Raw genomic sequence first — 12,142 nt, forward strand, 5'->3', positions numbered from 1 at the left:
CCAAAAACTCAGCTGTTGCGTGTCGCGACAAATGTGGCGGCTTCCTTCAGCAGCGCCGCCTTGTCGCCATAGGGGTCGAGCAGCGCATGCGCTTGCTCAACAAGGCCATGCAATTGGCTGCGCGCCCAATTCGCGCCGTGCAGCGCCACCAGCGTTCCCTTGCCAGCGGCGGCGTCCTTGCCGGTCGCCTTGCCCATCTGGCCGGCGTCCGCCGTCAGGTCGAGCAGGTCGTCGGCAAGCTGGAAGGCAAGGCCGATCGCCGAGCCGAACTCGGCCAGCCTTTCGCGATCATCAGCGGGAGCGCCGGCGATGATGGCGCCGGCCTCGCAGGCGAAGCGGATCAGCGCGCCGGTCTTCATCGCCTGCAACCTTATGATGCCGGCCTCGTCTGGCGGCGTCTGCTCGGCTTCGAGGTCGAGCTTCTGGCCACCGACCATGCCGCCGGCGCCGGCAGCACGGGCAAGCGCCAGCACCAGAGCAGCCCGCCGCTCCGCCGGCAGCACGGTCGCCTCGCCGGCGATGATGTCGAAGGCGAGCGTCAGCAAGGCATCACCGGCCAGGATGGCGGTCGCTTCGTCGAAAGCCTTGTGCACGGTCGGCTGGCCGCGGCGCAGATCGTCGTCGTCCATCGCCGGCAAATCGTCATGGATCAGCGAATAGCAGTGCACGCATTCGAGTGCCGCCGCGACGCGCAACGCGGCTTCGCCATCGGCGGAAAACAGGGCCGCACCTTCCATGACCAAGAAGGGGCGCAGGCGCTTGCCGCCGTTCAGCACGCCGTGGCGCATCGCCGCCATCAGCCGATCGGGCCGGGCGATCTCGCCCGAAAGCGGGCGATCGTCGAGCAACCGCCGCAGCAGCACCTCGACGGCCGCCGCCCGCCGGATGAGCGCCATTTCGAACGCCATTTCGTCGTCATTCGTCATGGCCGGGAGCGGTAGCCGACACTCAGACGTTGCGCAAGAAGGCAAGCGCCATTATGCCGGAGCAGGCAGATGTACGGGTTGGGCGGCTTGGCGGAACCGATCGTCGATCATGAAACCGAAAAGCTGGACATGGCGACGAGATCGCGCGGCGTGAACCGCCGCAGTCTCAGGCGCTGGGTCCGGCGCGGCATTGTCGTGGCCGCCGTGCTGGCTCTGATCCCGACAGTGCTGACCTTTCTTTACCTGCCGTCCTTCGTGCATCCGGTGTCGACGCTGATGCTGAAAGACCTGGCGACATTCTCCGGCTATGACCGGCGCTGGGTATCGATCGATGATGTCGCGCCGGTGCTGGCCCATTCGGTCATCATGTCGGAGGATGGGCAATTCTGCTTCCACCGCGGCGTCGATCTCGGCGAATTGCGTGGCGTCGTCGATGACGCGCTGGCCGGCGAGGCGACGCGCGGTGCCTCGACCATCACCATGCAGACGGTGAAGAACCTTTTTCTCTGGTCGCGGCCGCTGGGGACCGTGCGCAAGGTCGTCGAACTGCCGCTGGCGGTCTACTTCGACGCGGTGATGTCGAAACGCCGCATTATGGAAATCTATCTCAACATCGCCGAATGGGGGCCGGGCATCTATGGCATCGAGGCCGCGGCACAGCATCATTTTGGCATTTCGGCAAAGCAGTTGTCCAGACGGCAGGCCGCGTTGCTCGCCGTTACCCTGCCCAATCCGATCGCCCGCAATCCGGCAAAACCCGGCCCAGGGCTGAGACGGCTCGCCAATCTGATCGAGCGCAGGGCCGGACGTTCCGGCGCCTATGTCGGATGTCTCGACTAGCCAACTCAAAAAAGTTCATGGTAGCGCTGGCCAAAACGGCACAGGGCGTGTATAGGCACCCGACTTTCTCAGATTTAGGCCCCGACATGGCCCTTTCACGAGGGCGAGCGGGGCTTTTGACCATGTAGTGGAGCATATCCATGGCCGTTCCGAAACGCAAAACTTCTCCGTCCAAGCGCGGCATGCGCCGCTCGGCCGACGCCCTCAAGGCCCCGACCTATGTCGAGGACAAGAATTCCGGCGAAATGCGCCGCCCGCATCACATCGACCTGAAGACCGGCATGTATCGCGGTCGCCAGGTGCTGACCCCCAAGGAAAGCTGAGACCAGCTTTTCCCGGGGTTTGAGTTACAGAAAGACCGGCCTCTGGCCGGTCTTTCTGCGTTTGGCACTCAGAGGTTGACCAAGCCGGGCAAAATGCCGAGCCGAGGCCAATGTAATCCGGACAACCGGCTGACGTGGTTGTTGCATCCGGTCTTCGACCGTGTTGGCGGCTTTTTACGAAAAATCTTGACGCCGTGGCTGTGGCGCATTCTACAGAAGGTGCCCCCATATGGAGACGCCAGATGTTCGGTGCCGTCCCGCTTTTGATCGTGCCTTTCATTCTCTACAATCTCGGCCTGCTCGGAATTTTCGGCGGCGGTGATGATCCGTGGGCGAGCGAGATCTTCTCGTTCCGCATGATGTCGGGCGGGGTGTTCTCGATGACGCTCGGCGACCTGATGATCCTGATCGGGCTAATCTTCCTGTTCCTCGAAATGGTGAAGTCGGCGCGCACGACCAGCGCCTCGATCATGGACCATCTCCTGTCGACGCTGGTCTTCGTCGCTTTCCTGGTCGAGTTCCTGCTGGTCAAGGGCGCGGCGCATTCCATCTTCTTCACGCTGATGATCATCGCGCTGTTCGATGTGCTGGCCGGGTTCGCGGTGTCGATGCGGTCGGCGAGCCGGGACATCAACGTCAACTAGACTAGGGGCTCAGCCAGGATCGGCGGTGAAGCCGGCGGCCTCGATGCCGGCGATGGCCGCAGCCTCGTCATTGTCCGAGGTGTCGCCTGATATGCCGACGGCGCCGATGACGGTGCCGGCCTTGTCGCGGATCAGCACGCCGCCGACCACCGGCAGCACACGTCCGCCCGACACGTCGGAAATGCCGGCGACCAGATGCGGGCGCTCCTTGGCGAAGGCCTCGACCTTGCGCGAGCCCATGCCGATGGCCAGCGCGCCATAGGCCTTGCCCGCCGACATTTGCGGGCGCAGGAACGAGGCGCCGTCCTGGCGCTGGAAGGCGACCAGATGGCCGCCGGCGTCGAGCACCGAGACGCCCAGCGGCTTGAGCTTGAGATCGGCGCCCTTGGCGAAGGCAGCATCGATGATTTGCCTGGCTTTCTCGAGCGGCAGTGCGGTCATGGCAATCTCCTGTTGAAAGAGGCAATCATCGGCGGCCGGCCGGCCGAAGCAATCCCGGTTTCGGTTGAAATTGCTTCTTGTGAAGCGGTGGGATGAAGGACGGTTGTCTGGATGGCGCCGTTGAACGGCGACAGGCGAGCAACTCGGGTTACCGCAGAGCGGCGCGTTATTTCTTCTTTGCGCGGGCAGGCTTCTTGGCGGGCACTGCTGGCGCGTTGGCAAGGTCGTCGGCTTCCTTGGCGAGGCGGAGCGCCCGCAGCTTGTCGGTCTTGGCCTTGCGGGCGTCGCTCTCGGCGGCATATTCCGCCATTGCCTTCTGGCGGACGGTCGCCGCTTCTTCCTGCTTCTTGAAGCGCAGATCTGCGCGCGCGCGGGCAGCATCCCGAGAGTTCTCAACCAAGACCTTATCCAATCCCGTGAATTGTGGTTTCCGTTTCTTCTAGCAGAGCCGGCCTCTCAACGGGGAAAATAGTTGTTTACGCAGCCGGGCTGGCGCTGAGAGCCTTGCTGGCGACCACGGCCTCATAGGCGGCCCGCAGGGTCGCGCGGACAGACGGGCCAGATGCCGTATCGAGCGGCGTACCCAGATGCTCATGGCGCAACTCGTCCATGAATTTCTCCCACATTGGCGGCCCGCCCTTTTCCAGGAGTTCGGCTCGGATCGAGAGTTCCTCGCTGGTCGGCAGCCAGACCCGGCCCCAGGCGCCGAGATGGGCCAGGATCGGCACCAGCGTGATGGCCATCTCGGTCAGGCTGTAGATCGCCTTCTGCTTGTGTGAGGGATCGTCGGCCTTGGTCAGCATGCCCAATTCCATCAGGCGTTTCAGCCGGTCGGCAAGGATGTTGGAGGCAATGCCTTCCATCGATCCGTTGAGCAGCTCGCGGAAATGGCGCCTGCCGCCGAAAATCATGTCGCGGAGGATGATCAGGCTCCAGCGGTCGCCGAACACTTCCAACGACAGGTTGATCGGACAGCCGGACCGGCGATCGAGGCTCATTCGATTCTCTCCACACAAAACCAGTTGCATTATCGTATCAGTTTTATTATGGTGCAACCGATTGCAAAATGCAATCAGATAAGGAGGCACTGCGATGACCGCGATCAATCGGCCCGAGATCATATCCGAAGCTTTCGGCGACCCGGAAAATCCCCCGCTGCTGCTGATCATGGGCGCGATGGCTTCGATGCTGTGGTGGCCGGAGGCATTTTGCCGCGAGTTGGCGGATGCCGGCCTGTACGTGATCCGCTACGACAATCGCGATACCGGCCGCTCGACCAAATATCCGCCGGGCATGCCGCCCTACACATTCGACGACATGGCGGACGATGCGATCGGTGTGCTCGACAGCCATGGTATCGGCAACGCGCATGTCGCCGGCATGTCGATGGGTGGGATGATCGCGCAACTCGTGGCGCTCAAGCATCCTTCCCGCGTCGTGTCGCTGACCGTGGTCAGCAGTTCACCGGTGGGGACGGACACCTCGCATCTGCCGCAGACGACTGACGCCTATATCAAACATTCGGCCGAGGGCGGTGATGTCGACTGGGCGGACCGCCGCCAGGTGATCGATTTCATGGTCAGGGATGCCAGGGCGATCGCCAGCACCGCGCATCCGTTCGATGAGGCTGGGATAAGAGCCTTCATCGAACAGGACTACGACCGCTCCGGTGGGTTCCAGAGCGCAACCAATCATTTTTCGCTCAAGGGTGGTGATGAATGGAAGGGCCGGCTGCGCGAGATGAAAGCGCAATTGCTGGTCATCCATGGCACATCAGATCCGATCTTTCCGGTCGAACACGGCGAGATGCTGGCCAAGACGGTCGCCGGCGCGAAACTCCTTCGCATTGAGGGCGGCGGCCACGAGTTGCATCCGCAAGACTGGCCGGCGCTGGAAGCCGCCATGGTCGCGCATATCAGGTCCAATTAAGTCCTCGCCGGTCGGTCTTGACGGACTAGGCCTATCGCAATAGTTAAGTAAATGCTTCAGTGTTGACTTTGGCGACGCACAGCACCCGCCCATCGATGAACCAGAAACAGACGAGCACAGAATGTCTCTGACCCTGTATTTCCATCCGCTGGCCTCCTTCTGCTGGAAGCCGCTGATCGCGCTCTACGAGAACGCCATCGCCTTCAACCCGGTCATCGTCGATCTCGGCGACGAACACTCGCGGGCGGCCTTCCTGAAGATATCGCCGACCGGCAAGATGCCGGCGCTGCGCGACGATGCGCGCGACCGCACGGTGCTGGAATCGACCATCGTCGTGGAATATCTGGCCGCGCACTATCCGGGGCCGGTCGACCTCGTGCCCGCCGGCGTCGACCTGGCGCTGGCGGTCCGCCAGGCCGATCGCTTCTATGATTTCTATGTGCAGGAGCCGATGCAGAAGATCGTCGGCGACCGGTTGCGCCCTCTGGAGAAGACCGATCCGTTCGGCGTCGAGCAGGCGCGCGGCCAGCTGCGCAATTCCTACGGCATCATCGAACAGGAGATGCAGTCGAGGATTTGGGCGGTGGGCGACGCCTTCACCATGGCCGATTGCGCGGCGTCTCCCGCGCTCTTCTACGCCAACAAGGTCGAGCCGTTCGGCGACAAATATCCAGCCGTGAAACGCTATCACGACCGGCTGCTGCAGCGCCCTGCTTTCGCCAGGGTGATCGAGGAGGCGCAACCCTACTTCAAGTTCTTTCCCTACAATAACGGCTGACCGCGATGCTGCACGATCCCGCCCAGCTCGACCTGATGTTTCAGGCGCTTGCCGATCCGGCGCGGCGGCAGATGGTCGACCGGCTGTCGCGCGGCCCCGCCTCGGTCAGCCAACTGGCAGAGCCGCTGGCGATGTCGCTGTCGGGCGTCGTCCAGCATCTCAATGTGCTGGAGGCGAGCGGCCTGGTGCGCTCGGAAAAACTGGGCCGGGTGCGCACCTGCCAGATCGAGCCGAAGGCCTTGAGAGCGGCAGAACACTGGATCAACGAGCGGCGTCTCGTCTGGGAGCGCCGGCTGGACCGGCTCGGCGATTTTCTCGCCGAGAGCGAATGAGCTGAACAACAGGGAGAACGACCATGGCTGCCAAAAACAGGGCGCAGTTGATTCGCCGCTATTTTGCCGCCTATCAGGCAAATGAGCGCGGTGTTGCCGCGACGATGCTGGCGGATGACTTCACGTTCACCAGCCCCTATGACGATGCCATCGACCGCGCGACCTATTTCGCGCGTTGCTGGCCGGACAGTCCCGCTTTCAAGTCGATCACCATCGAGCGGATCTGCGAAGACGGGGACGCCGCTTTTGTTCTCTACCGCTGTGAAACGGTAGAGGGAAAGACCTTCCGCAACACAGAGCTGCACGCGTTTCGCGACGACCGCCTGCGCAGCGTCGAGGTCTATTTCGGCGCTGCCTATCGCGACGGTGCCTTCATCCCACCGAACCAATCAAGCTGACCAACGAGGACTCAATCCATGACCGAGCGATCCGTCGTCCACTCCACCTTTGTCGTCGAGCGGAGCTATCCGGTGGCGCCGGCGAAAGTCTTTTCCGCGTTCAGCAGTCCAGATGCCAAGCGGCGCTGGTTCGTCGATCCCCACGATCCGATGCCCAGCCGGCATGAAATGGACTTCCGCGTCGGTGGCAAGGAGGTCAATGCCGGATGCCCGAGCGACGGGCAGATGCATTTCTTCAACGCGGTCTATCAGGACATCGTGCCGGACCAGCGCATCGTCTACAGCTATGAGCTGCTGTTTGGTGAAACCCGCGTCTCTGTGTCGCTGGCGACGATCGAGCTTGTGGCGGAAGCAGGAGGCACGCGGCTGGTGATGACCGAACAGGGCGCCTTCCTCGACGGCCACGACACCTCGGCCACGCGTGAGCATGGAACGGGTGAACTGCTCGATGCCCTAGGCGCTTTCCTGAAAGTACAAGCCTGACCATCGTGGCGGTGTTGATGATAATGCGCGTGTGGATCAGGCTTCCCAGAATTGATCGAGCCAGATGTTGAGTTTCAGGAAACCGGAATTGCTTACGGTATAGACGCGCCGCGTGCCTTCAGCCTTGGCGTTGACCAATCCGGCGTCGAGCAACACTTTCAGATGCTGTGAAACGGCCGGACGTGAGACTGGCAACCCGGCGGCCAACTCGTTGACGGTCTTCGGACCGCGTCGAAGTTCTTCCAGAAGGTGGCGCCGATTGGGGTCGGCGATCGCCATGAAGGCGTCGGAAAACATCATGCCTCATTTGTGAGGCAAAGTTTTTCGAATCTCAACTGTCTGCTTCTGCTTTTCTTCTTGGGTCGAGCCGCAGTGCTTCGGGGGTCACGGAGCGGTCGGCCGGTTGTGTCTTGAACGCATCGCGATCGCCGATCGGCACCGGAGCGCGGCGGCTGATGCGCAGCAGCGTGTAGCCGGCCAGCGACAGATGCGCGAAGGCGGTCGCCAGGAACAGGCCCTCCGGGCGCATCCAGCCCATCAGCGCCGCCGCCAGCAAAGGGCCGATCATGGTGCCGAAGCCGTAAAGCAGCAGCAAGCCGCCCGATACCTTGACGAAATCCTCTGACCGCGCGTGGTCGTTGGCATGCGCCACGGCGATCGAATAGAGCGTGTAGGCGAAAGCGCCGTAAGCGGCGGTCAAGACGATGACGAAGACGGCTGAGCGCGGTTCGAACAGGAAGATCAACAGCGCTACCAACGCCCCGCCGAAGGCGGCACCGGCCAGCACGAAACGCCGGTCTGTCTTATCGGACAGACGCCCGGCCGGAAGCTGCATGGCGGCGCCGGCGACGACGACAAGGCTCATCATCAACGCGATCTCGGCCGTGGAAATGCCGATGCGGGCGCCGTAGACCGCGCCAAGCGTTCCCCAAGCGCCGTTGGCGATGCCGACCAACAGGCAAGCGACCGCCGACACCGGCGAGTTGGCATAGAGCCCCTTCACGTCGAGCTTGACGTCCTGCAGCGGCTTGGGGTGCGACGCCGTCGAAACGGCGGTTGGGATCAGCGACAGGCAGAACAGGATGCCGGTGATCATGAACAGCGACGCCGATTTCACGTCGCCGCCGGCGACGATCATCTGTCCACCCATGATCGAGGCATAGGTGACCATCATATAGAGGCCGAAGACGGTGCCGCGGTTCTCGTTGGTGGCTTTCTCGTTCAGCCAGCTTTCGATGACCATGAAGGCGCCGGCCATGGTGAAGCCGGTGAAGGCGCGCAACAGGATCCAGACATATTCATCGATGATCAGCCCGGTGAGCAGCGCCACGATGGCGCCGGACGCGGCAAAGGCGCCGAAGGCGCGTACATGCCCGGCACGGCGCACAAGGCGCGGTGCGAAGAAGCAACCGGTGACGAAGCCACCGGCCCAGGCGGTGCCCATCAGGCCAAGCGATGCGGTCGAGAATCCTTCCACTTGGCCGCGCAGGGGCAACAGCAGCCCATGCAGACCCGATGCCGCGAGCAGGAAGGCCGTGCCGCGAAGCAGGGAGAGGATCGGTCGGTAGGATGCGAGCATTTTTTGATCCGGCTGGACTCTGGGAGGGACGCAAGCTCTGAAGACAGTCGCATTCCGGCTTTTCAGCGGCGGGCCGTTACGCCGTCTGCCTATCCGCGGCGGAACAACGCCTCGGCGGCCGATTTGGTGTTGTCCTTGGCCTTGAGCTCCGCTTCCAGCCGGATGATTTCGTCGCGCAGGATGCCGATACGCTCGGACAGCTCGCCCACGGAGAGCAGCGACAGGTCCTGCCCGATCTCGTGCGGACGCGCTTTCTTCTTGGGTTCGTCGTCGAAGATCGCCATCGTTGCTCCTCCTCCGCCACACCAGATTGGCATTTGCCTGATTTGGCAATGAGCATACATAGGGCAGGGGCGTCGATGCAAACAGCCGGTAAGAATGCGGCGAGGAAAGACGGAAAACTTCATGGCGAGCGGACAGAAAATTCCGGCAAGAATGACGGCGATCGCGATCTCGGAGCCGGGTGGCCCACGGGTGCTGAAACCGGAAACGCGCGACGTGCCGCAGCCTGGCCCCGGTGAGATCCTGATCAAGGTGCATGCCGCCGGCGTCAACCGGCCCGACGTGCAGCAGCGCAAGGGCGCCTATCCGCCGCCGCCCGGCGCATCGGACCTGCCGGGCCTTGAAGTATCGGGCGAAGTGGCTGCCCTTGGTGACGAGATATCGCGCTGGCGCATTGGCGACCGGGTCTGTGCGCTGACCCCCGGCGGCGGCTACGCCGAGTATGTCAAGGTCCATACCGGCAGCGTGCTGCCGCTGCCGGCCGGCTTCACGCACACGGAGGCCGCGGCGGTGCCGGAAAACTATTTCACCGTCTGGCACAATGTCTTCGAACGCGGCGGCCTGAAGAAGGGCGAGACGCTGCTTGTGCATGGCGGCTCGTCCGGCATCGGCACCACGGCGATCCAACTGGCTTCCACCTTCGGTGCCTATGTGATCACGACCGCCGGCAGCAAGGAGAAATGCGACGCCTGCCTGAAGCTCGGCGCCGACCGGGCGATCAATTACCGTGAGGAGGATTTCGTCACCGCGGTCAAGGAGGCGACGGATGGCAAGGGCGCCAATGTCATCCTCGATATGGTCGGCGGCGATTATGTCCAGCGCAACTATGAAGCCGCCGCCGTCGAGGGCCGCATCGTCCAGATCGCCGTGCAGGCCGGCGCCGTCGCCAGCGCCGATTTCTCCAAGATCATGGTCAAGCGGTTGATCCATACGGGCTCGACGCTGCGGCCGCGCACCGTCGAATTCAAGGCGGCGATCGCGTCGGCGCTGGAGGCGCAGGTCTGGCCCCTGCTCGGCACGCGCAAGGTGGCACCTGTCATGGACATGATTTACCCGCTCTCGGATGCCTGGCGCGCGCATGAGCGGATGGAGGAGGGCGATCATATCGGCAAGATCGTGCTCGACGTCGGCTAGGACGTGCCGATATTCAGGTGAGGCCGGCCTGCGGATGGCTGATACCTGCGCGTCCGGTGCTCACGTACTTTGAGTACGCTCCGCTCCGGTTCTCGGACCCCACCATTCTCGGCTCGGCCTCTCCTGAAACTCGACACGTCCTGGGCCGATGCGTCACTGCCTACAAGATGAACAGAGGCTTAATGGTGCAATGCACCATTTGCATCATTGCTATGCAAAATCGGCCGTTCAAGTCCTCATCGATGATCACTATCTGTGCAGCATCGAAACGAACACCCCATCAGGAGGACTACCATGAACCCGATCCGCGCTTTCCGTAACTGGCGCATGTACAACGAGACCGTGCGCGAACTGAACAAGCTCAACGCCCGTCAGCTCAACGATCTCGGCATCAACCGCGGCGACATCGAACGGATTGCCCGCCAGGCGATCTGATTTCAGGCACGACCCGGCCGCAAGGCCGGGCTCATGTTGAGAAGTAGAGCCGTCGCAGACGTTCCCCGTTTCCGGTTCCGAGCCCGCTGGACCTTGTCCAGCGGGTTTTGTCTTTTTGGGATCCAGGCAATCGCTCTGACAATCCAGGAACGCGTCGCGCCTCCCCCGTGCGGTTGCGCAAGACAGGAAGCCCGTTCAACGGCGCTGCCCGAACGGTTCCGTTCTGTGGCATTTTGCTTATCCAAGATTGACCGCGGTGACTGCCGTGGCATGCTGACGTCCGGGAAGACCAGCCGGCCTGAAGCGCTGATTGTTTGGCTCCGGCAAACATGCTGCCCCCCGGAAAGGCTTCGTGTCGATGTTCGATGACCTGACGAACAGGATTTATGAAACGGCCTTCGTGCCGGATCTCTGGCCTGATGTGCTGGAGGACATCGATTCCGTGTCCGGTTCCGTGGGCGGAGCCGTGTTCCTGTTCGGTGACGACCAGCCCCCGCGCGGCAGGGCGATCGAATTCCTGCAGGATTTGCAAGGCGAGTTACTGGCGAGCGATACGCTTCAGTTTTCGACAGCGGTTTCGCGCATGTGCGCGCTGCAGCCGGCGAGCTTCGTCGATGTCGAGGCTTTCCTGACACCAGAAGAGATCGAGAACGATCCGGTACGCAAACGGCTTCGCGCCATGGGCATCGGCGCGCATGCCTGCACCGCGATACCGATGCCCAGCGGCGAGCTGGCGATTTTCGTCTTCCAGCGACGGCTCGGTGAGGGCGACTATGACCAAAAGAGCCTGGATGTCCTCGACACTCTGCGGCCGGCCATGGCGCGCGCCGGCCTGATCGCAGGGCGGCTCGGCCTCGAACGCGCCGAGGGAACGGTTGCCGCCATGACGGCGATGGGCCTGCCGGCGGCCGTCCTGTCGCTGAAAGGGCGGGTGATGGTCGCCAACGCATTGTTCGACGGCCTGTCCTCCCTGTTCCTGCCCACCGCCTTTGGCGGCATGGCCATTGCCGACGCCGAAGCCAATCGGCTGTTCCAGCAGGCCGTCGTCGCCGCGCGCAACGAATTGGAGCCGACGGTTCGCTCCATACCGGTACAGGGTGTGGAGAACCGGCCGCCGATGGTTCTGCACATGCTGCCGTTGCGCCGTTCGGCGCATGAGATCTTTTCAGGCGCCGACATTCTGGTGGCGACGACGGCGCTCAGCGCCAGTTCGCTCGTGCCTTCGCCAACGCTGCTTGCCGGATTGTTCGATCTGACACCGGCGGAAGCGCGCCTCGCCACGGCGCTGTCGCAAGGCCATGCGCTCAAGGCCGCGGCAGTCAGTTCCAACATCACCGAAAAGACCGCCCGGACCTATCTGGAGCGAATATTCGCCAAGACCGGGACACGCCAGCAAAGCCAGCTCGTCGCCTTGCTCAAAAGCGCCGGCCCCTTTGGCTGACATCGCCGGCCGTCTGGGCATTCGAATGCGCTTGCCGGTTCTGAAAGTATCGGACCTCTGCGCCTTTCCAAAAACGTTGCGAAACAGGCAGGGAACGGTTATACAGGCCGCGAATTTCCCATTTTGGTGGCTCTAAACCACCGCCCGCGCGGGAACGCGGGCGAACGAGAAGGATTT

At 62.8% G+C, this 12,142-nt stretch carries 18 protein-coding genes; 11 read left to right on the forward strand and 7 right to left on the reverse strand.

Features of this window, described 5'->3' with window-relative positions; all coding sequences use genetic code 11:
- Positions 1–8 precede the first annotated feature (8 nt).
- Positions 9–926: a polyprenyl synthetase family protein gene (locus AC56QX_RS08915; protein WP_497115313.1), complete on the reverse strand. Its 918-nt coding sequence runs from the start codon at positions 924–926 to the stop codon at positions 9–11.
- 78 nt (positions 927–1,004) lie between these two features.
- On the opposite strand from AC56QX_RS08915, the gene AC56QX_RS08920 reads away from it, so the two are divergent.
- The 3 genes from AC56QX_RS08920 (at position 1,005) to AC56QX_RS08930 (ending at position 2,733) form a co-directional block, all read left to right on the forward strand.
- Positions 1,005–1,766: a biosynthetic peptidoglycan transglycosylase gene (locus AC56QX_RS08920; RefSeq protein ID WP_497117716.1), complete on the forward strand. Its 762-nt coding sequence runs from the start codon at positions 1,005–1,007 to the stop codon at positions 1,764–1,766.
- 140 nt (positions 1,767–1,906) lie between these two features.
- Entirely contained in the window at positions 1,907–2,089 is a 183-nt protein-coding gene (gene rpmF / locus AC56QX_RS08925) for a 50S ribosomal protein L32 (RefSeq protein WP_008834724.1), read from the forward strand.
- A gap of 242 nt (positions 2,090–2,331) precedes the next feature.
- Positions 2,332–2,733, forward strand: a complete 402-nt coding sequence (locus tag AC56QX_RS08930; protein WP_095201239.1) for a hypothetical protein — start codon at positions 2,332–2,334, stop codon at positions 2,731–2,733.
- A 9-nt stretch (positions 2,734–2,742) separates the two neighbouring features.
- Here the strand turns inward: AC56QX_RS08930 and AC56QX_RS08935 are convergent, their stop codons facing one another.
- The 3 genes from AC56QX_RS08935 to AC56QX_RS08945 form a co-directional block, all read right to left on the reverse strand.
- Positions 2,743–3,174: a GlcG/HbpS family heme-binding protein gene (locus AC56QX_RS08935; protein ID WP_497115315.1), complete on the reverse strand. Its 432-nt coding sequence runs from the start codon at positions 3,172–3,174 to the stop codon at positions 2,743–2,745.
- Positions 3,175–3,340: 166 nt separating this feature from the next.
- Positions 3,341–3,574 carry a hypothetical protein gene (locus AC56QX_RS08940; RefSeq protein WP_477440916.1) on the reverse strand — a complete coding sequence of 78 codons (234 nt, stop codon included), beginning with the start codon at positions 3,572–3,574 and terminating at the stop codon, positions 3,341–3,343.
- A gap of 76 nt (positions 3,575–3,650) precedes the next feature.
- Positions 3,651–4,172 carry a winged helix-turn-helix transcriptional regulator gene (locus AC56QX_RS08945; protein WP_497115317.1) on the reverse strand — a complete coding sequence of 174 codons (522 nt, stop codon included), beginning with the start codon at positions 4,170–4,172 and terminating at the stop codon, positions 3,651–3,653.
- A 94-nt stretch (positions 4,173–4,266) separates the two neighbouring features.
- Here AC56QX_RS08945 and AC56QX_RS08950 point away from each other — a divergent pair, with 94 nt between their 5' ends.
- The 5 genes from AC56QX_RS08950 to AC56QX_RS08970 all read left to right on the forward strand — a co-directional run bounded on the left by AC56QX_RS08950 (position 4,267) and on the right by AC56QX_RS08970 (position 7,094).
- Positions 4,267–5,103, forward strand: coding sequence for an alpha/beta fold hydrolase (locus AC56QX_RS08950; RefSeq protein ID WP_497115319.1), 837 nt, complete (start codon positions 4,267–4,269; stop codon positions 5,101–5,103).
- A gap of 121 nt (positions 5,104–5,224) precedes the next feature.
- Complete coding sequence (locus AC56QX_RS08955) at positions 5,225–5,881, forward strand: glutathione S-transferase family protein (RefSeq protein ID WP_497115321.1); 657 nt, start codon at positions 5,225–5,227, stop codon at positions 5,879–5,881.
- Positions 5,882–5,886: 5 nt separating this feature from the next.
- Complete coding sequence (locus AC56QX_RS08960; protein ID WP_497115323.1) at positions 5,887–6,213, forward strand: ArsR/SmtB family transcription factor; 327 nt, start codon at positions 5,887–5,889, stop codon at positions 6,211–6,213.
- Positions 6,214–6,236: 23 nt separating this feature from the next.
- Positions 6,237–6,611: a nuclear transport factor 2 family protein gene (locus tag AC56QX_RS08965; RefSeq protein ID WP_497115325.1), complete on the forward strand. Its 375-nt coding sequence runs from the start codon at positions 6,237–6,239 to the stop codon at positions 6,609–6,611.
- Positions 6,612–6,629: 18 nt separating this feature from the next.
- Positions 6,630–7,094, forward strand: coding sequence for an SRPBCC family protein (locus AC56QX_RS08970; RefSeq protein ID WP_497115326.1), 465 nt, complete (start codon positions 6,630–6,632; stop codon positions 7,092–7,094).
- A 36-nt stretch (positions 7,095–7,130) separates the two neighbouring features.
- Here AC56QX_RS08970 and AC56QX_RS08975 read toward each other — a convergent pair whose 3' ends face one another.
- The 3 genes from AC56QX_RS08975 to AC56QX_RS08985 form a co-directional block, all read right to left on the reverse strand.
- Entirely contained in the window at positions 7,131–7,394 is a 264-nt protein-coding gene (locus AC56QX_RS08975) for an ArsR/SmtB family transcription factor (RefSeq protein WP_027041916.1), read from the reverse strand.
- Between the two features lie 31 nt (positions 7,395–7,425).
- Positions 7,426–8,673 carry an MFS transporter gene (locus AC56QX_RS08980; RefSeq protein WP_497115328.1) on the reverse strand — a complete coding sequence of 416 codons (1,248 nt, stop codon included), beginning with the start codon at positions 8,671–8,673 and terminating at the stop codon, positions 7,426–7,428.
- Positions 8,674–8,762: 89 nt separating this feature from the next.
- Entirely contained in the window at positions 8,763–8,957 is a 195-nt protein-coding gene (locus tag AC56QX_RS08985; RefSeq protein WP_497115330.1) for a DUF1192 domain-containing protein, read from the reverse strand.
- A 121-nt stretch (positions 8,958–9,078) separates the two neighbouring features.
- Between AC56QX_RS08985 and AC56QX_RS08990 the strand changes: the two genes are divergently transcribed.
- The 3 genes from AC56QX_RS08990 (at position 9,079) to AC56QX_RS09000 (ending at position 11,965) form a co-directional block, all read left to right on the forward strand.
- Positions 9,079–10,089, forward strand: a complete 1,011-nt coding sequence (locus tag AC56QX_RS08990; protein ID WP_497115332.1) for an NAD(P)H-quinone oxidoreductase — start codon at positions 9,079–9,081, stop codon at positions 10,087–10,089.
- A 294-nt stretch (positions 10,090–10,383) separates the two neighbouring features.
- Positions 10,384–10,524, forward strand: a complete 141-nt coding sequence (locus tag AC56QX_RS08995; RefSeq protein ID WP_081850349.1) for a DUF1127 domain-containing protein — start codon at positions 10,384–10,386, stop codon at positions 10,522–10,524.
- A gap of 358 nt (positions 10,525–10,882) precedes the next feature.
- Positions 10,883–11,965, forward strand: a complete 1,083-nt coding sequence (locus AC56QX_RS09000; RefSeq protein ID WP_497117717.1) for a helix-turn-helix transcriptional regulator — start codon at positions 10,883–10,885, stop codon at positions 11,963–11,965.
- Positions 11,966–12,142 lie beyond the last annotated feature (177 nt).

The sequence above is a fragment of the Mesorhizobium sp. RCAM 06353 genome (assembly GCF_059683585.1).